This window comes from Vibrio sp. F13 (assembly GCF_020806305.2).
In the GTDB taxonomy this organism is placed as follows: domain Bacteria; phylum Pseudomonadota; class Gammaproteobacteria; order Enterobacterales; family Vibrionaceae; genus Vibrio; species Vibrio crassostreae_C.
Window position 1 is genome coordinate 1,079,479 of record NZ_CP170175.1, and the last position, 15,815, is coordinate 1,095,293.

At 44.6% G+C, this 15,815-nt stretch carries 17 protein-coding genes and 1 pseudogene; 5 read left to right on the forward strand and 13 right to left on the reverse strand.

The window, feature by feature from the left end; all coding sequences use genetic code 11:
- Positions 1 to 11 precede the first annotated feature (11 nt).
- The 6 genes from hscB to trmJ form a co-directional block, all read right to left on the reverse strand.
- Entirely contained in the window at positions 12 to 527 is a 516-nt protein-coding gene (gene hscB / locus LMH68_RS04940; RefSeq protein ID WP_010440522.1) for a co-chaperone HscB, read from the reverse strand.
- Positions 528 to 611: 84 nt separating this feature from the next.
- Positions 612 to 935: an iron-sulfur cluster assembly protein IscA gene (gene iscA, locus LMH68_RS04945; RefSeq protein WP_010440519.1), complete on the reverse strand. Its 324-nt coding sequence runs from the start codon at positions 933 to 935 to the stop codon at positions 612 to 614.
- 98 nt (positions 936 to 1,033) lie between these two features.
- Positions 1,034 to 1,411 carry a Fe-S cluster assembly scaffold IscU gene (gene iscU, locus LMH68_RS04950; RefSeq protein ID WP_004735094.1) on the reverse strand — a complete coding sequence of 126 codons (378 nt, stop codon included), beginning with the start codon at positions 1,409 to 1,411 and terminating at the stop codon, positions 1,034 to 1,036.
- A gap of 33 nt (positions 1,412 to 1,444) precedes the next feature.
- Complete coding sequence (locus LMH68_RS04955; protein WP_010440514.1) at positions 1,445 to 2,659, reverse strand: IscS subfamily cysteine desulfurase; 1,215 nt, start codon at positions 2,657 to 2,659, stop codon at positions 1,445 to 1,447.
- A 27-nt stretch (positions 2,660 to 2,686) separates the two neighbouring features.
- Complete coding sequence (gene iscR, locus LMH68_RS04960) at positions 2,687 to 3,208, reverse strand: Fe-S cluster assembly transcriptional regulator IscR (RefSeq protein WP_010440512.1); 522 nt, start codon at positions 3,206 to 3,208, stop codon at positions 2,687 to 2,689.
- Between the two features lie 116 nt (positions 3,209 to 3,324).
- The gene (trmJ, locus tag LMH68_RS04965; RefSeq protein ID WP_017062835.1) at positions 3,325 to 4,053 is read right to left on the reverse strand and encodes a tRNA (cytosine(32)/uridine(32)-2'-O)-methyltransferase TrmJ; all 729 of its coding nucleotides are present in this window, start codon (positions 4,051 to 4,053) and stop codon (positions 3,325 to 3,327) included.
- 181 nt (positions 4,054 to 4,234) lie between these two features.
- Between trmJ and suhB the strand changes: the two genes are divergently transcribed.
- Positions 4,235 to 5,038, forward strand: a complete 804-nt coding sequence (gene suhB, locus LMH68_RS04970; protein ID WP_017062520.1) for an inositol-1-monophosphatase — start codon at positions 4,235 to 4,237, stop codon at positions 5,036 to 5,038.
- A 307-nt stretch (positions 5,039 to 5,345) separates the two neighbouring features.
- Here the strand turns inward: suhB and secF are convergent, their stop codons facing one another.
- The 5 genes from secF to queA form a co-directional block, all read right to left on the reverse strand.
- Positions 5,346 to 6,293 (reverse strand): protein translocase subunit SecF, encoded by a 948-nt coding sequence (secF, locus tag LMH68_RS04975; protein WP_017062837.1) that lies wholly within the window; start codon positions 6,291 to 6,293, stop codon positions 5,346 to 5,348.
- A 14-nt stretch (positions 6,294 to 6,307) separates the two neighbouring features.
- Positions 6,308 to 8,164 carry a protein translocase subunit SecD gene (gene secD, locus LMH68_RS04980; RefSeq protein WP_102320714.1) on the reverse strand — a complete coding sequence of 619 codons (1,857 nt, stop codon included), beginning with the start codon at positions 8,162 to 8,164 and terminating at the stop codon, positions 6,308 to 6,310.
- A gap of 20 nt (positions 8,165 to 8,184) precedes the next feature.
- Positions 8,185 to 8,514: a preprotein translocase subunit YajC gene (yajC, locus tag LMH68_RS04985; RefSeq protein WP_010440492.1), complete on the reverse strand. Its 330-nt coding sequence runs from the start codon at positions 8,512 to 8,514 to the stop codon at positions 8,185 to 8,187.
- 111 nt (positions 8,515 to 8,625) lie between these two features.
- Complete coding sequence (tgt, locus tag LMH68_RS04990; protein ID WP_017056177.1) at positions 8,626 to 9,762, reverse strand: tRNA guanosine(34) transglycosylase Tgt; 1,137 nt, start codon at positions 9,760 to 9,762, stop codon at positions 8,626 to 8,628.
- Between the two features lie 195 nt (positions 9,763 to 9,957).
- On the reverse strand, positions 9,958 to 11,010 hold the full coding sequence (gene queA / locus LMH68_RS04995; protein ID WP_017062523.1) for a tRNA preQ1(34) S-adenosylmethionine ribosyltransferase-isomerase QueA: 1,053 nt from the start codon (positions 11,008 to 11,010) through the stop codon (positions 9,958 to 9,960).
- Positions 11,011 to 11,344: 334 nt separating this feature from the next.
- On the opposite strand from queA, the gene LMH68_RS05000 reads away from it, so the two are divergent.
- Positions 11,345 to 11,791: a CBS domain-containing protein gene (locus tag LMH68_RS05000; RefSeq protein ID WP_229647774.1), complete on the forward strand. Its 447-nt coding sequence runs from the start codon at positions 11,345 to 11,347 to the stop codon at positions 11,789 to 11,791.
- Between the two features lie 69 nt (positions 11,792 to 11,860).
- Here LMH68_RS05000 and LMH68_RS05005 read toward each other — a convergent pair whose 3' ends face one another.
- Positions 11,861 to 12,766, reverse strand: coding sequence for a hydrogen peroxide-inducible genes activator (locus LMH68_RS05005; protein WP_017632986.1), 906 nt, complete (start codon positions 12,764 to 12,766; stop codon positions 11,861 to 11,863).
- 210 nt (positions 12,767 to 12,976) lie between these two features.
- Between LMH68_RS05005 and LMH68_RS05010 the strand changes: the two genes are divergently transcribed.
- From LMH68_RS05010 to LMH68_RS05020, 3 genes and pseudogenes are all read left to right on the forward strand, one after another.
- Positions 12,977 to 13,585: a peroxiredoxin C gene (locus LMH68_RS05010; RefSeq protein ID WP_229647773.1), complete on the forward strand. Its 609-nt coding sequence runs from the start codon at positions 12,977 to 12,979 to the stop codon at positions 13,583 to 13,585.
- Between the two features lie 311 nt (positions 13,586 to 13,896).
- Positions 13,897 to 14,640: a copper homeostasis protein CutC gene (locus tag LMH68_RS05015; RefSeq protein WP_229647772.1), complete on the forward strand. Its 744-nt coding sequence runs from the start codon at positions 13,897 to 13,899 to the stop codon at positions 14,638 to 14,640.
- Positions 14,641 to 14,786: 146 nt separating this feature from the next.
- Positions 14,787 to 15,050, forward strand: a pseudogene (locus LMH68_RS05020) (hypothetical protein); the annotation flags it as partial.
- A gap of 9 nt (positions 15,051 to 15,059) precedes the next feature.
- Here LMH68_RS05020 and phoU read toward each other — a convergent pair.
- Complete coding sequence (phoU, locus tag LMH68_RS05025) at positions 15,060 to 15,758, reverse strand: phosphate signaling complex protein PhoU (RefSeq protein ID WP_009848270.1); 699 nt, start codon at positions 15,756 to 15,758, stop codon at positions 15,060 to 15,062.
- Positions 15,759 to 15,815: the final 57 nt, after the last annotated feature.

The window sequence follows — 15,815 nt, forward strand, 5'->3', positions numbered from 1 at the left end:
TGTTATACGAACTAGCCGATCAAACGATCTTCAACTAACTCGATTTCATTCTTTAATTTTGCAATAAACTTAAGCTTTCTTACTCGGTCTGCAGCTTCTAACCAAGCTTCGCTGTCGAGTTCTTGTTGGATAGCGCTTAATTGTTGTTTATACATTTTGCTAACCTTTCCTTCAAATGCAAACAAAGCATCTTCAGGATCAGAACTGTCGGCGATATCTTCCAGCTCTTCACGCAATTCCATTTGCTCCATCAGGAACATAGGATCTTGCATAGTCTGCTGCTCACCACGAATATCCTCACCATGTTGAACTAACAGGTATTCAGCGCGGCTGACTGGATTTTTCAACACCTGGTACGCATCATTGATTTGCGCAGCTTTTTGCACAGCCAGCAAGCGATCTCGCTCAGAAGCCGTGGCAAATTTATCAGGGTGGAATTGGCGTTGCAGATCTCTAAACTGAGAAGAAAGAAGGCTACCATCCAGTTGAAACTGAAGTGGTAGCCCAAATAATTCGAAATGATTCATGTAACGGTGGTCCTAAGTTTAGGCTCTTTACTTAGAGCCTAATTTTATTCTTCGCTCATTATAAACGCTCAACGATTGAGGCGTTTATACATTGAAGCTCTCACCACAACCACATTCGCCTTTCGCGTTAGGGTTGTTGAATTCAAAACCTTCGTTTAGGCCTTCTTTTACGTAATCAAGCTCAGTACCGTCTAGGTAAACTAGGCTCTTTGGATCAATGATGACCTTAACACCTGAATGCTCGAACACTTCGTCTTCTTCGTTGAGCTCGTCAACGAATTCCAGTACATACGCCATACCCGAACAGCCAGTAGTTTTTACCGCTAAGCGCAACCCGATACCTTTACCTCGGTTATCTAGGAAAGCTTGAACTCGGCTTGCTGCCGTATCTGTCATGGTGATGGCCATACTACAACCTTGTGTTTTATATAAATTGAGAACTCAGGGGGAGCACAAAGGGTGCTCCCAAATATTACTTTTTTGAAGTGATTACGTTGTAGAAACGATTAGTGCTTCTTTTTGTAATCCGCAACCGCTGCTTTGATTGCATCTTCAGCAAGAATTGAACAGTGAACTTTCACTGGTGGCAACTCTAGCTCTTCTGCGATTTCAGAGTTTTTAATAGCAGCTGCTTCATCAATACTTTTACCTTTAACCCACTCAGTGACTAGTGAGCTAGAAGCGATTGCGCTACCGCAACCGTAAGTCTTGAATTTTGCGTCTTCAATAATACCTTCTGCAGATACTTTGATTTGCAGTTTCATTACGTCACCACAAGCTGGTGCGCCAACCATGCCGCTACCTACACTTGGATCTTCTTTATCAAACGAACCTACGTTACGTGGGTTTTCGTAGTGATCAATTACTTTTTCGCTATATGCCATGATAGTTACCTCGAATCCTCTATTTCCGTGAGATTAGTGATGAGCCCACTCAACAGTGTTCAAATCAATCCCTTCTTTATACATATCCCATAGAGGAGACATGTCGCGTAATTTATTTACTGCTACACGGATTTGTGCAATCGCGTAGTCGATTTCTTCTTCCGTAGTGAAACGGCCGAATGAAAAACGTACTGAGCTGTGTGCCAGTTCATCGTTTAAGCCAAGAGCGCGTAAAACGTATGAAGGCTCAAGACTCGCTGATGTACATGCAGAACCTGATGATACCGCTAAGTCTTTTAAAGACATAAGCAGAGATTCACCTTCAACGAAAGCAAAGCTCACGTTTAGGTTATGTGGTACACGTTGATCTAAGTCGCCATTTACCGTTACTGCTTCTAGATCTTGAACCCCTTTCAATAGACGCTCGCGAAGTGCTAGTGCGTGGTCATAATCTTTCTGCATGTCTTGTTTAGCGACAGCAAAAGCTTCACCCATACCCACGATTTGGTGAGTAGCAAGCGTACCAGAACGGAAACCACGTTCGTGACCTCCACCGTGCATCTGTGCTTCAAGACGAATACGTGGCTTACGACGAACGTACAAAGCACCAATGCCTTTAGGGCCGTATGCTTTGTGTGCAGAAAGAGAGATAAGGTCAACTTTCATCTCTTTTACATCTAGTGGGATTTTACCCGCAGACTGAGCCGCATCAACGTGGAAGATGATCTTGCGTGAACGACATAATTCGCCGATTGCAGAGATATCTTGGATTACACCAATCTCGTTGTTTACGTGCATGATAGAAACAAGAACCGTATCTTCACGCATTGCTGCTTGTAGCTTGTCTAAATCAATGATGCCGTTTGCTTCAGGCTCAAGGTAAGTCACCTCAAAACCTTCACGCTCTAGTTGGCGACATGGATCAAGAACCGCTTTATGTTCTGTTTTACACGTGATTACGTGCTTACCTTTCTTCTCGTAAAAGTGCGCTGCACCTTTGATAGCAAGGTTGTCTGACTCTGTAGCACCTGACGTGAAAACAATCTCACGTGGGTCTGCATTTAGTAGATCGGCAATTTGCTCACGAGCATTATCTACTGATTCTTCTGCCTGCCAGCCGTAACGGTGTGAACGAGATGCAGGGTTACCGAAGTTACCGTCCATCGTCATGCACTGAACCATTTTTTCAGCAACACGTGGATCGACTGGGCATGTAGCTGAATAGTCAAAGTAAATAGGCAGTTTCATTTTCTACTCCAATGTAAAAACTGACCGCTAAGAGCGGGCATTAACACCGTGAGGTGCTGCACTAATCGTTGTAGTGCTCGTATTTTTATGTGCAAAACCATTATTAACCGCAAGATCGATATCTTGACGATCAGAAATCTCTAAAACTTCGTTATCTTTCATTAGCTCACCGAGCGTAATGTCATTTAAGAAGCTGCTGATTCGGGAGCTTAAATCACGCCAAAGAGTGTGAGTTAAACAACGACTACCACCTTGGCAATCTGCTCGACCGTGACACTTAGTTGCATCAACTGATTCGTCTACTGCAGCAATTACAGTTCCGACAGCGATGTCGCTCGCTTCAGCACCTAAACGGTAACCACCGCCAGGACCACGAACACTAGCAACTAAGCCAGCTTTACGTAACTTAGAAAATAGCTGTTCTAAGTAAGATAATGAGATGCCCTGTCGCTCTGAAATATCAGCCAGAGGAACTGGGCTTTTTTGCGAATGCAGTGCTACATCTAGCATAGCTGTTACCGCATATCTTCCTTTAGATGTAAGTTTCATATCACACCGAATCCACATTGTTTATGTGGTTGGAATCTTCCCATACCTGACCAAATTGGTCAAGTATTTACTTGACTATTTTAGTCAAGTATTCACCCTTAGGGTTTGTGTGGTTTTTATTTGTCGTTTTTGCTCTTCTCAATTGAAGTCAAAATGCCGCGTAGAGTGTTGATCTCTTGCAACTCTGGACGAGCTCGACTGAACAGACGACGTAGTTTATTCATCACCTGACCTGGCTTATCCTTAGAGATAAATTGGGTATCAATGATCACTTTTTCAAGGTGCTCATAGAACATTTCTAGTTCTTCGTGACGAGGGTACTCATCTTGTTGCTGTGGCTGATATTGGCTAGCGACCATATCAAGGTGAGCTACACGCACTTCGTAGCTCAGAGTCTGCACTGCCATTGCTAGGTTTAGCGAGCTGTATTCAGGGTTAGCTGGGATACATACATGGAAGTGGCACTTCTGAAGCTCATCGTTAGTCAAGCCAGTACGTTCACGGCCGAACACTAATGCGACTGGGTGCTTTTGACCTTCAATCGCAAACTTTTGTCCACACTCACGAGGCTCAAGCATTGGCCATTCAAGCGTACGTGAACGTGCACTCGAACCAACCACCAAACCACAGTCTTTTACGGCTTCGTCTAATGTAGAAACGATGGTCGCGTTTTCTGCGATGTCACCTGCACCCGCAGCCAGTGCTAAGGTCTGCTCGTCAACTTCACATTGAGGGTCTACAAGAACTAATTGACTCAAACCCATCACTTTCATTGCGCGAGCTGCTGATCCGATATTTCCCGAATGAGACGTACCAACCAGAACGACTTTTACATTGTCTAACATGCTATATGACACCACTTTAAAAATAATCGCGAGATATTAACACATAGCAAAGTAAAATGGTCAGACCCTTCGCGTAATGTGAAACCAAGAGTTCAAAAAATAACCACTTCCCTTTTGGTAAAACTTTGGTATACTCGCCGCCGCTTTAAATTGTTCTTTAACATCTTGTGGGAAAAACCATATGCATCCAATGCTAAACATTGCGATACGCGCTGCGCGTAAAGCTGGCAACCATATTGCTAAATCTCTAGAAACAACTGATAAGATCGAAACGTCTCTAAAAGGTAACAACGATTACGTTACTAACATTGCTCAAGAAGCTGAGTACATGATCATTGAGACAATCAAAGCATCTTACCCAGAGCACAGCATTATTTCTGAAGAGAAAGGCCTGACTGAAGGTAAAGACTCTGACGTACAATGGATCGTTGACCCACTAGATGGCACCAACAACTTTGTAAAAGGTTTCCCTCACTTCTCTGTATCTATCGCTGTTCGTATGAACGGTCGTACAGAAGTTGCTTGTGTTTATGACCCAATGCTAAACGAGCTATTCACAGCTCAACGTGGCGCTGGCGCTCAACTTAACAACGCTCGCATGCGTGTTACTCAACTTAAAGACCTTCAAGGTACTGTTCTAGCGACTGGTTTCCCATTCAAGCAAAAACAACACTCTGAATCTTTCATGAAGATCATCTCTGGTCTATTCATCGACTGTGCTGACTTCCGTCGTACTGGTTCTCCTGCTCTTGACCTATGTTACCTAGCAGCTGGCCGTGTTGATGGTTACCTAGAACTAGGCCTTAAGCCATGGGATCTAGCAGCTGGCGACCTAATCGCTCGTGAAGCTGGTGCTATCATGACTGACTTTGCTGGCGGTACTGATTACATGACTTCTGGTAATGTTGTTGCTTCAAGCGCACGTGGTGTTAAGTCTATTCTTAAGCACGTACGTGAAAACGCTAACGAAGGCATGCTGAAGTAATTCAGACCTTACGTTAACGCTCCCTATTTTAAGGGCGCATAAAAATTCCAAAGCCTCGCTATATAGCTATAGCGAGGCTTTTTTGTATCTGCGATACGAGATACGAGATACGAGATACGAGATACGAGATACGAGATACGAGATACGAGATACGAGATACGAGATACGATCAGGATGTCTCTTAGTGAAATGAAGTTCAACATACTTCAACGCTAAATTGTATTGAGCTTCCCTAGAATACAGACGTAAAAAAACCGCTAGTTGCCTAGCGGTTTTTTTGGTTTAGCGAAACTTATTAAGCCAAGGCCTAAGGCATCTCGTCAAACTCTTCACCTTCTTTGTCCACTTGTGGTGGCATTAGGTGTTCACGCGTAATACCTAACTTCATAGCCAGTGCAGATGCAACGTAGATAGAAGAGTAAGTACCAACCGTAATACCCAGTAGAAGTGCAGTCGCGAAGCCGTGAATCATAGCGCCGCCCTGAACGAACAGTGCGATAACTACGAATAACGTGGTACCAGAAGTGATCAATGTACGGCTCAATGTTTGTGTGATTGAGCTGTTCAGTACTTCAGGTGCTTCACCCTTACGCATCTTACGGAAGTTCTCACGGATACGGTCGAATACAACAATGGTATCGTTGAGGGAGTAACCGACGACCGTTAGCAAGGCTGCTACGATGGTAAGGTCGACCTCAATTTGCATTAGAGAGAACACACCCAGAGTGATGATAACGTCGTGCGCCAGTGCTAATACTGCACCCGCAGCCAAACGCCATTCAAATCGCACTGATACGTAGATCAAGATACAGATAAGAGAAACTAGAATAGCAAGGCCACCCGCTTCTGTTAATTCGTCACCCACGTTAGGACCAACGAACTCGATACGACGCATTTCAACTTGCTCACCAGTACCATTCTCAATAGCAGAAAGGATTTGGTTACCAAGCGTTTCGCCCGCTACGCCATCACGTGGACGTAAACGAACCATCACATCACGAGCTGAACCGAAGTTCTGTACCGTTGCATCACCAAAGCCTTCGGCTTCTAGTGCACTACGAATATCAGGAAGGTGTGCCGGTTGTTCAAAACCAACTTCAATCAGAGTACCGCCAGTAAAATCTAGACCCCAGTTCAACGATTTCGTTGTTAGGGTGAAGATAGCAGTACCAATCATCAAGATAGAAAAAACAAAGGCAACCTTTGACCAACGCATAAAGTCGATCATTTTGTCTGCTTTTAGAATCTGAAACATATTAATTCCTAGCCTTAGATCGACAGTTTTTTAACGCGTTTGCCGCCATACATCAGGTTCACGATACAACGTGTTCCGATAATAGCTGTAAACATTGAAGTCAAGATACCGATAGACAGCGTTACCGCGAAGCCTTTGATAGCACCCGTACCCACAGCAAATAGAATGATTGCTGTTAGTAGTGTGGTGATGTTGGCATCGGCGATTGTGCTGAATGCGTTCGCGTAACCTTGGTGAATCGCTTGTTGTGGACTGCGTCCATCTCGAAGCTCTTCACGTATACGCTCAAAGATCAGAACGTTCGCATCAACCGCCATACCAACCGTTAATACGATACCGGCAATACCTGGTAGGGTCATGGTAGCCCCCGGAATCATCGACATAACACCGATAATCAACACCAAGTTAGCCATTAGCGCAACGTTCGCAATCAGACCAAAGCTACGGTAGTAAAGCAGCGTAAACAGCATTACAGCAGCCATACCCCAAACCATCGCCATGATACCCATATCGATGTTTTGCTGCCCCATAGATGGACCAATGGTACGTTCTTCTACAATCGAGATAGGCGCAATCAATGCACCAGCACGCAGTAGAAGTGCCAAGTTATGAGCTTCAGCCGTTGAATCGATACCAGTAATACGGAAGTTACGGCCTAGCGCAGATTGAATCGTCGCTTGGTTAATCACTTCTTCGTGCTTACTCAAGATAACTCGACCTTCCGGTGTTTTACGACCGCTGTCTTTGTACTCTGCAAATACCGTTGCCATTAGCTTACCGATATTCTGACGAGAGAATGCAGACATCTTGCTACCACCTTCGCTGTCTAGCGAGATGTTAACTTGAGGACGACCATATTCATCAACACTTGAGCTTGCATCAGTAATACTTGAGCCGCCTAGAATAACGCGCTTCTTAAGTACCACAGGACGACCATCACGATCTTGCTTGATTTCGCTACCCGCAGGGGCACGACCAGAAGCGGCAGCGGCTAAGTCAGCACTGCTATCCACTTCACGGAACTCAAGCGTCGCGGTAGCACCAAGAATTTCTTTAGCGCGAGCCGTGTCTTGAACACCAGGCAATTCCACTACGATACGGCTAGAGCCTTGACGTTGAACCAAAGGTTCAGCAACACCAAGTTCGTTAACACGGTTACGTAGAATGGTAATGTTTTGCTCTACCGCATAGTTGCGGATTTCTTGAAGACGAGCCTCTGTGAAGCTAGCAACCAAAGAAAAACGACCATTAGATTCAGAATCTACAAACGTCATGTCTTGGTGCTTAGATTGCAGTAGCGATTTCGCTTCAGCAAGCTGCTCGGCGTTACGTAGAATCACTTCAACCGCATCTTTACCAGATGGGCGAATTGCACGGTAACGGATTTTTTCTTCACGAAGTTCGCTACGGAACGCTTCTTCTTGTTGGCCAACCAGCTTTTGCATCGCAGCGTCCATATCCACTTCCATCAAGAAGTGAACACCACCACGTAGGTCAAGACCAAGCTTCATTGGTGCAGCACCAATAGATTCAAGCCAATCAGGAGTTGAAGCAGCTAAGTTTAAAGCAACGATTACGTCTTCATCTAATGCTTCAGTGATGACATCACGAGCACTAATTTGAGAGTCTGTATCGTTAAAGCGAACAAGAATGGAACCGTTTTCTAGAGCAACGGATTTAGTAGAAAGGTTTTCAGCTTCAAGAGCATTGGTGACAGCATCCAGCGTAGACATATCTACAGAGGCGCCGCGCGCCCCTGTAACTTGAACTGCCGGATCTTCACCGTATATATTCGGAAGTGCGTACAACGCAGCGATGGCGATAGTAAACACCACCATCAGGTACTTCCATAACGGGTAACGGTTTAGCACAGCGAGGATCCTCTAGCTGTTTATAGAGATTTCAGAGTACCTTTTGGTAGCACTGCTGTAACGAAGTCTTTCTTGATAACTACTTCGTTGTTTGCATTCAGTTCGATAGCAACGTAGTCGCTGTCTTCTGCAATCTTAGTGATCTTGCCAATTAGGCCGCCGCTTGTAAGAACTTCATCACCTTTGCCCATAGAAGACATAAGGTTCTTGTGCTCTTTAACACGCTTAGCTTGTGGACGGTAGATCATGAAGTAGAAGATCACAGCGAACATACCTAGCATGATAAGCATTTCGAAACCGCCGCCTGCTGGTGCACCTTCTGCTGCTGCGTGAGCTTGAGAAATAAACATTTAAAACATCCTCTATTTATATTTTCGTAATTGTTTGTCTAATTGGGTCGCATCCCTTTATTTTCAAGCCCCATCACTCGGAAGAGAGATAGGGCTCGCAAAAAAGAAATACTAAGATTCTTTACCTAGTGGTGGCACTTCACGCCCCATTCTTGCGTAGAACTCTGCAACGAACTCTTCAAAGCGGTCTTCATCGATAGACTGACGAATGTCTGACATTACTCGTTGGTAGAAACGCAGGTTATGAATCGTGTTCAGTCGAGCACCTAGGATTTCGTTACAACGATCCAAATGGTGTAAGTACGACTTGCTGTAGTTCTTACAAGTGTAACAGTCACACTCTGAATCTAGTGGTGTTGTATCGGTTTTATGCTTCGCATTACGGATCTTGATCACACCTTCAGTCACAAACAGGTGGCCGTTACGTGCATTTCGCGTTGGCATTACACAGTCAAACATGTCGATACCACGGCGAACACCTTCAACCAAGTCTTCCGGTTTGCCTACGCCCATTAGGTAACGTGGCTTATCTTCTGGCAGTTGAGGACATGTGTGCTCAAGAATGCGGTGCATATCTTCTTTTGGTTCGCCTACTGCTAGGCCACCTACTGCGTAACCGTCAAAACCAATTTCTGTTAGGCCTTTAACGGATACATCACGAAGGTCTTCGTACACGCCACCTTGAACGATACCGAACAGTGAGTTCGGGTTTTCAAGTTTGTCGAAGTGGTTACGTGAACGCTCAGCCCAACGAAGAGACATCTCCATTGAGTCTTTTGCTTCTTTGTGTGTCGCAGGGTAAGGCGTACACTCATCGAAGATCATTACGATGTCTGAACCTAAATCTTTTTGGATTTCCATAGACTTCTCAGCGTCCATGAAGATCTTGTCACCGTTTACAGGGTTACGGAAATGAACACCCTCTTCAGTGATTTTACGCATTGCACCTAGGCTGAATACTTGAAAGCCGCCTGAATCAGTCAGGATAGGACCGTGCCAGTTCATGAAATCGTGCAGGTCACCGTGCATTTTCATGATTTCTTGACCAGGACGTAGCCATAGGTGGAATGTGTTACCTAATAGGATTTCAGCACCTGTGTCTTTTACTTCTTCAGGTGTCATACCTTTAACCGTACCGTAAGTACCTACAGGCATGAATGCTGGGGTTTCAACGGTACCGCGTTCAAACTGAAGTTGACCACGACGTGCGCCGCTATTAGTTTTTTTAAGTTCGTATTTTAATTTCACGAAGCCTCCAATATGCCAGAGAAACAATCTGACTGTTAATTCAGAACCTTAGGCCAAACAAAAGTTCAGTCTAGTGGGTTCTATGAGGAGCGGTCGCGTATTCCTTGCGAGAGATTAGGCAGACACCCTGCCCGACTCCTAGCTTACTGCTAGCACCCGTAAATTCTAATGTATATCGTTTATAACTAGCTTAAATTAGCTTGTTTTCTTATTGATGAACATGGCATCACCGTAGCTGAAGAAACGATATTCGCTCTTCACTGCGTGATCGTATGCGCCCATCACGTTGTCGTAACCTGCAAATGCACTCACCAACATAATCAGTGTTGATTCTGGCAAGTGGAAGTTGGTAATCAAGCAATCCACCAACTGGTATTCATAGCCAGGGAAGATGAAGATTTCTGTATCACCAAAGAAAGGAACGAGCTCAGTGCCTTTCTTCAATGCATCTTGAGCTGCACTTTCTAGTGAGCGTACTGATGTTGTACCAACAGCAATAATACGGCCGCCACGGGCTTTTGCTGCAGCTACGGCGTCAACCACTTCTTGCGGCACTTCAACGTACTCAGCATGCATGTGGTGATCGTTAATATTATCAACTTTTACTGGCTGGAACGTACCAGCACCAACATGAAGCGTCACGTAAGCAAACTCAACACCTTTTTCTTTCATGTCAGCCATTAGCTTGTCATCAAAGTGAAGGCCTGCTGTTGGCGCTGCAACCGCACCCGGCTTTTCATTATAGACAGTCTGGTAGCGCTCTTTATCTGCATCTTCATCAGGACGATCGATGTAAGGAGGCAGTGGCATGTGACCAACACTGTTAAGAATCTCTAAAACGCTTTGATCAGATGTGAAATGGATTTCGAATAACGCATCGTGACGAGCCACCATTTCAGCTTCATATTCATCGTTCTCACCAAGGAACAACTTGGTACCCGGCTTCGGTGATTTAGAACAACGAACATGCGCAAGAATGCTTTTCTCATCAAGCATACGTTCAACCAGCACTTCAAGCTTACCGCCTGATGCCTTGCGACCAAATACACGAGCTGGAATCACTCGAGTGTTATTGAAAACAACAAGATCGCCTGGCTCAACCAAGTCTAAAACGTCTTTAAACGAACCATCAGCTAGGTTACCGCTGTTGCCATCTAATTTAAGCAGGCGGCTTGCTGTACGCTCCTCTTGAGGGTAGCGAGCAATGAGTTCATCTGGTAGGTCAAAGTGAAAATCTGAAACTTGCATGTGTCTAGTCTTGTCTTAGTTGATGAGATTTGTGCCGTTGACGAATCATAAATCGTAGTTGCTGGATAATCGTTACGGTAAGTCAATCGTTACCAGAAACACATCGCAAACACGACTAAAAATTTCGCAGTGGGCTAGTATAGGCACACGAGCCGCAATAGCAAGGTTTACAGCACTGGATTATTGTAAAGAGGCGTAAAATAATGCGACTGATTCACCTCCTCAAGCTAAAGAATTAGTTGCATAAAACTCACCCAAGAATGCGTCAGATCTCAGTTATTTTTTGGATAAAAAACTATAGTAATAGCAACAAATAAAAAAGAAGGAGGTTCGTATGATCAAGGTTGAAGATATGATGACTCGCAACCCTCATACCCTATTGCGCTCACACTCACTGGCCGATGCTAAGCACATGATGGAAGCACTTGATATCCGCCATATTCCGGTCGTCGATTCCAACAGGCAACTACTAGGTGTCGTCACACAACGAGACGTTCTCGCCGCTCAAGAATCCAGCCTACAAAACATCCCACAAGCTCAATCTTTTACTCTTGCTACTCCCCTCAACGACATCATGCACAAAAGTGTTATGTCGGTAGAGCCGCGTGCAGGATTAAAAGAATCGGCTATCTACATGCAGAAACATAAAGTGGGCTGTTTACCTGTCGTAGAAAACCACGAACTAGTAGGCATTATTACAGACAGCGATTTTGTCACGATAGCGATCAATTTACTGGAGCTGCAAGAAGAAGTAGAGCCAGAAGAAGCAGAAGTAGAGTAACGCTCGGAATTGATATAAAGAAGAGCGGCCAATTCAGCCGCTCAGAGGGATTGTTGTCGCAGCGGATTATTATAGAAGCTCAGATACCACATCCGCTAATTGATGGAATGTCTCACGACGCGAAGAGCTTGGTCGCCAGACAAGGCCAATATCTCGGTAGGCCTGCTGACCAGGAGGATCGATCACAACGAGATTCTGGTTTTCCAATAAACCGTGGTCGATCGCCATTTGCGGGATAAAGGTAGTACCTAAACCGTTCGCGACCATCTGTACCAATGTGTGAAGGCTCGTTGCTGTGAACGGGTTGATCTTCTCTTTGTCGGTTAACTTACACGCTGATACTGCGTGTTCAGTTAAACAGTGCTCGTTCTCCAACAAGAATACAGACTCGTCTGGCAGGTCATCGTATTTAATTGGTACACGAATACCGTCAGCTTGATTACGGCTGATCACCATTCTAAAAGGATCTTGCCCAACCACTTTGCTCTCCATGTTGTCGATATCAACAGGCAGAGCCAGAATCAATACATCTAACTCACCATGGCGCAGTGCCGCGAGTAAGTTCGTTGTCGTGTCTTCACGTAGCAGTAAGTTTAGCTGAGGAAAGCGCTGGTTGGCTTCTTGTACCAAATCGCACAAAAGAAATGGCGCAATGGTAGGAATGCACCCTACTCGCAGCTGACCTTGCATCGCATCGCCGTTACATAGGTTCCCGAGTTCAACCAAATCTTGACCTTTCGCCAATAACTCTCGACCGTGCTTCACCACCAGCTCTCCCGCTTGAGTAAAAACAAGTGGGCTCTTCTTATCTTTTTTCTCATACAGAGGGCAACCGATCAGCTCTTCTAGGTTTTGAATACCTTTACTAAGAGTTGATTGGCTGACGAAACAGCGATCAGCGGCGTCGCTAAAGTGGCGTGTTTCGTGAAGAGTAACAAGATAGTGAAGTTGCTTAAGACTTGGCCATTTATTCATGAAATTACTTTGTAATATGAGTAGGATAAGTTACACGAAGGTCCTAAGACCTAAGAAAAGGACAAAGAATAAGCTTATCGCTTTTTTCGATGAACTTAATCTATTTAATTCGCTTTTTTCTATAGTACCGATTGTACTATAGTTTGTCGCGTAGAAACGGAGCCCAAACAAAGATGTGTTGGGCCAACTAATTTTTTAGGAGATTCCAAAATGGTACTAGTAGGTCGTCAAGCCCCTGACTTTACTGCAGCAGCTGTTCTAGGTAACGGTGAGATCGTTGATAACTTCAACTTCGCAGAATTCACTAAAGGTAAGAAAGCGGTTGTTTTCTTCTACCCACTAGACTTCACTTTCGTTTGTCCTTCAGAGCTAATCGCTTTCGACAACCGTCTAGAAGATTTCCAAGCTAAAGGCGTTGAAGTAATCGGTGTTTCTATCGATTCTCAATTCTCTCACAACGCATGGCGTAACACTGCTATCGCTGACGGCGGTATCGGTCAAGTTAAATACCCACTAGTTGCTGACGTTAAGCACGAAATCTGTAAAGCATACGATGTTGAGCACCCAGAAGCAGGCGTTGCTTTCCGTGGTTCTTTCCTAATCGACGCTGACGGTCTTGTTCGTCACCAAGTAATTAACGATCTTCCACTAGGTCGTAACATCGACGAAATGCTACGCATGGTAGACGCACTAAACTTCCACGAGAAGAACGGTGAAGTTTGTCCTGCACAATGGGAAGAAGGTAAATCAGGTATGGACGCATCTCCAAAAGGTGTTGCAGCATTCCTATCTGAGCACGCTGACGACCTAAGCAAGTAATTACCTCTTAAGCCCGAACTCAACGCGGGTTAATGGTTGGAAGATTCTCTTTAAAGAGACATAAAGCATAAGCTAATAGCGCAAAGCGCACCGCCAATCAGTTAAGAAGTAAAGTCCTATTAAAAGCCCGAAGTTAACGCTTCGGGCTTTTTGTTTCCCCCCTCCTCGCTCCCCTAGACTGACTCTTGTAATAGATAATTGAGGTAGCGATAAACCTAAACTTTACCTCTATTTTCCCTTATCCCCATCTATTCAGAATCACACCTAGATTGCTATTATTTCATCAGTATCTTTTTGAACGGATAAACACGATGAACACCGAAATTGAAGTCTGTATCGATAACTTAGAATCTCTTCATACCGCACTATCTGGTGGCGCGAATCGAATTGAGCTTTGCTCTTCATTAGCACTTGGCGGATTAACTCCAAGCTTCGGAATGATGAAACAAGCGGCAATAGTTTCGTCGGTTCCGGTCTACGCTATGATACGCCCAAGACAAGGCGACTTCATTTTCGATAACGACGATATGCTCTGTATGCTTGAAGATATTGAAGCTTGCGCAAATGCAGGATTGGATGGGGTCGTACTTGGTGTGTTAGCGCCGAACGGAAGTATTGATATGCCAAAGATGCAACAACTGGCTGACAAAGCGCACTCGTTAAAGCTTGGGATTACCTTCCACAGAGCCATCGATCAAAGCTCTGATTTCCAAGCAGTATTAGAACAAATCATTACACTTGGATGCGAAAGAGTCCTGACATCAGGGCTTGCTGCTAATGCTGAGCAAGGTATCGATGTATTGGCTGCAATGGTCAAACAAGCCGATGGACGAATTGATATCATGGCGGGGGCTGGCGTTAACGCTGCGAATGCCAAAATGATTCAAAGCGCTACTCAAGTACCTGCTCTTCACCTTTCAGGTAAATCGACAAGGCCGAGTCTAATGGAAAACAACTCAAGTGCTCAAATGGGCAGTGATAATATTGATGATTATCAGATCCCAGTGACAGATGCGAGTAAGATATCTGATGTGAGAGCCGCCCTCACCGCTTAGGGCAATAGTCGCCAGCATAAATCCAGAGAACCTCGCTGACTAATCTAACTGACTGACGTATATTAGATTTAATAGCGCAGAAAATTTTCATGGATAGATATGGCTAAAGACTTATTCAGCTCTCTTGATTTAAACCTGTTACGAAGCAAAACATGTTTGGAAGAAACCAAATCCACGGCTTTCAGGCTGAAATTGGTGTGGCAAGTTATGACGGTACAAAAACGCGCTCAGGCGAAGTAGAAGAGAAAACAACACATGGTATAAGCCTAGGTGGTGCCTACGTTTACCAAGCGACACCAATGCTTGGACTACGTGCAGGTGTTGATATGAATATCTTTGATCACAATAAAACCTTTGTGCCTTACGACACAACGGTCAATTTCAATCTTGGTGCCATTATTAGCTTCTAAAGATAAGCTCTATTTTAGTGCGTCATCAAGGCTTTGATCACCGAGGTGACGTACATCTTTACCCTTCACAAAGTAAATAATGTATTCGCAGATATTTTGGCAGCGGTCTCCCACTCGCTCAATCGCACGAGCTGACCACATCACCTGCAAAATATTAGGGATGTTCTTAGGGTCTTCCATCATATAGGTCATTAACTGACGAATAACGGCTTCGTATTCCGCATCCAACTTATCATCAAGTTTGTGAACTTCAGCAGCCGCATCAACATCCATACGAGCAAAAGCATCTAACACTTGGTGAAGCATGGTGATTGCCTGACGGCAAAGAGGCTCTAACGAAACATGGAATTTTTGCTCTTTGGTTGAAGGGATCTCAATAGCACCTTGCGCAATTTTAGAAGCAACATCGCCAATACGTTCCAGATCGGTAATGGTTTTGATGATCGCCATAATCAAACGCAGATCCTTCGCTGTCGGCTGACGCTTTGCAATGATTCGAGTACACGCCTCATCAATCGACACTTCCATCGCATTCACTTTGTGGTCATCACGAATCACTTTTTTGGCCAATTCAACATCGTCTTTATGAAGCGCCTGCATTGCAAACGAGAGTTGCTGCTCCACTAACCCGCCCATGGTCAATACATGAGTACGGATCGATTCTAACTCGACATTGAATTGCCCTGAAATGTGGCGACCGAAATGCATACTTGCTCCTTGAAAGAAATGAAGAAAGCCATTTTTGTAGAGTGACTTAGCTCTAGA

Bases quoted from the DNA above. Each gene is read 5' to 3' on its own strand.
- queA (WP_017062523.1), bottom strand. From the start codon at position 11,010: ATGCAAGTTTCAGATTTTCACTTTGACCTACCAGATGAACTCATTGCT.
- suhB (WP_017062520.1), top strand. From the start codon at position 4,235: ATGCATCCAATGCTAAACATTGCGATACGCGCTGCGCGTAAAGCTGGC.
- phoU (WP_009848270.1), bottom strand. From the start codon at position 15,758: ATGCATTTCGGTCGCCACATTTCAGGGCAATTCAATGTCGAGTTAGAA.
- secF (WP_017062837.1), bottom strand. From the start codon at position 6,293: ATGTTTCAGATTCTAAAAGCAGACAAAATGATCGACTTTATGCGTTGG.
- iscR (WP_010440512.1), bottom strand. From the start codon at position 3,208: ATGAAACTTACATCTAAAGGAAGATATGCGGTAACAGCTATGCTAGAT.
- hscB (WP_010440522.1), bottom strand. From the start codon at position 527: ATGAATCATTTCGAATTATTTGGGCTACCACTTCAGTTTCAACTGGAT.
- trmJ (WP_017062835.1), bottom strand. From the start codon at position 4,053: ATGTTAGACAATGTAAAAGTCGTTCTGGTTGGTACGTCTCATTCGGGA.
- LMH68_RS05015 (WP_229647772.1), top strand. From the start codon at position 13,897: ATGAACACCGAAATTGAAGTCTGTATCGATAACTTAGAATCTCTTCAT.
- iscA (WP_010440519.1), bottom strand. From the start codon at position 935: ATGGCCATCACCATGACAGATACGGCAGCAAGCCGAGTTCAAGCTTTC.
- LMH68_RS05010 (WP_229647773.1), top strand. From the start codon at position 12,977: ATGGTACTAGTAGGTCGTCAAGCCCCTGACTTTACTGCAGCAGCTGTT.
- LMH68_RS05005 (WP_017632986.1), bottom strand. From the start codon at position 12,766: ATGAATAAATGGCCAAGTCTTAAGCAACTTCACTATCTTGTTACTCTT.
- LMH68_RS04955 (WP_010440514.1), bottom strand. From the start codon at position 2,659: ATGAAACTGCCTATTTACTTTGACTATTCAGCTACATGCCCAGTCGAT.
- LMH68_RS05000 (WP_229647774.1), top strand. From the start codon at position 11,345: ATGATCAAGGTTGAAGATATGATGACTCGCAACCCTCATACCCTATTG.
- yajC (WP_010440492.1), bottom strand. From the start codon at position 8,514: ATGTTTATTTCTCAAGCTCACGCAGCAGCAGAAGGTGCACCAGCAGGC.
- iscU (WP_004735094.1), bottom strand. From the start codon at position 1,411: ATGGCATATAGCGAAAAAGTAATTGATCACTACGAAAACCCACGTAAC.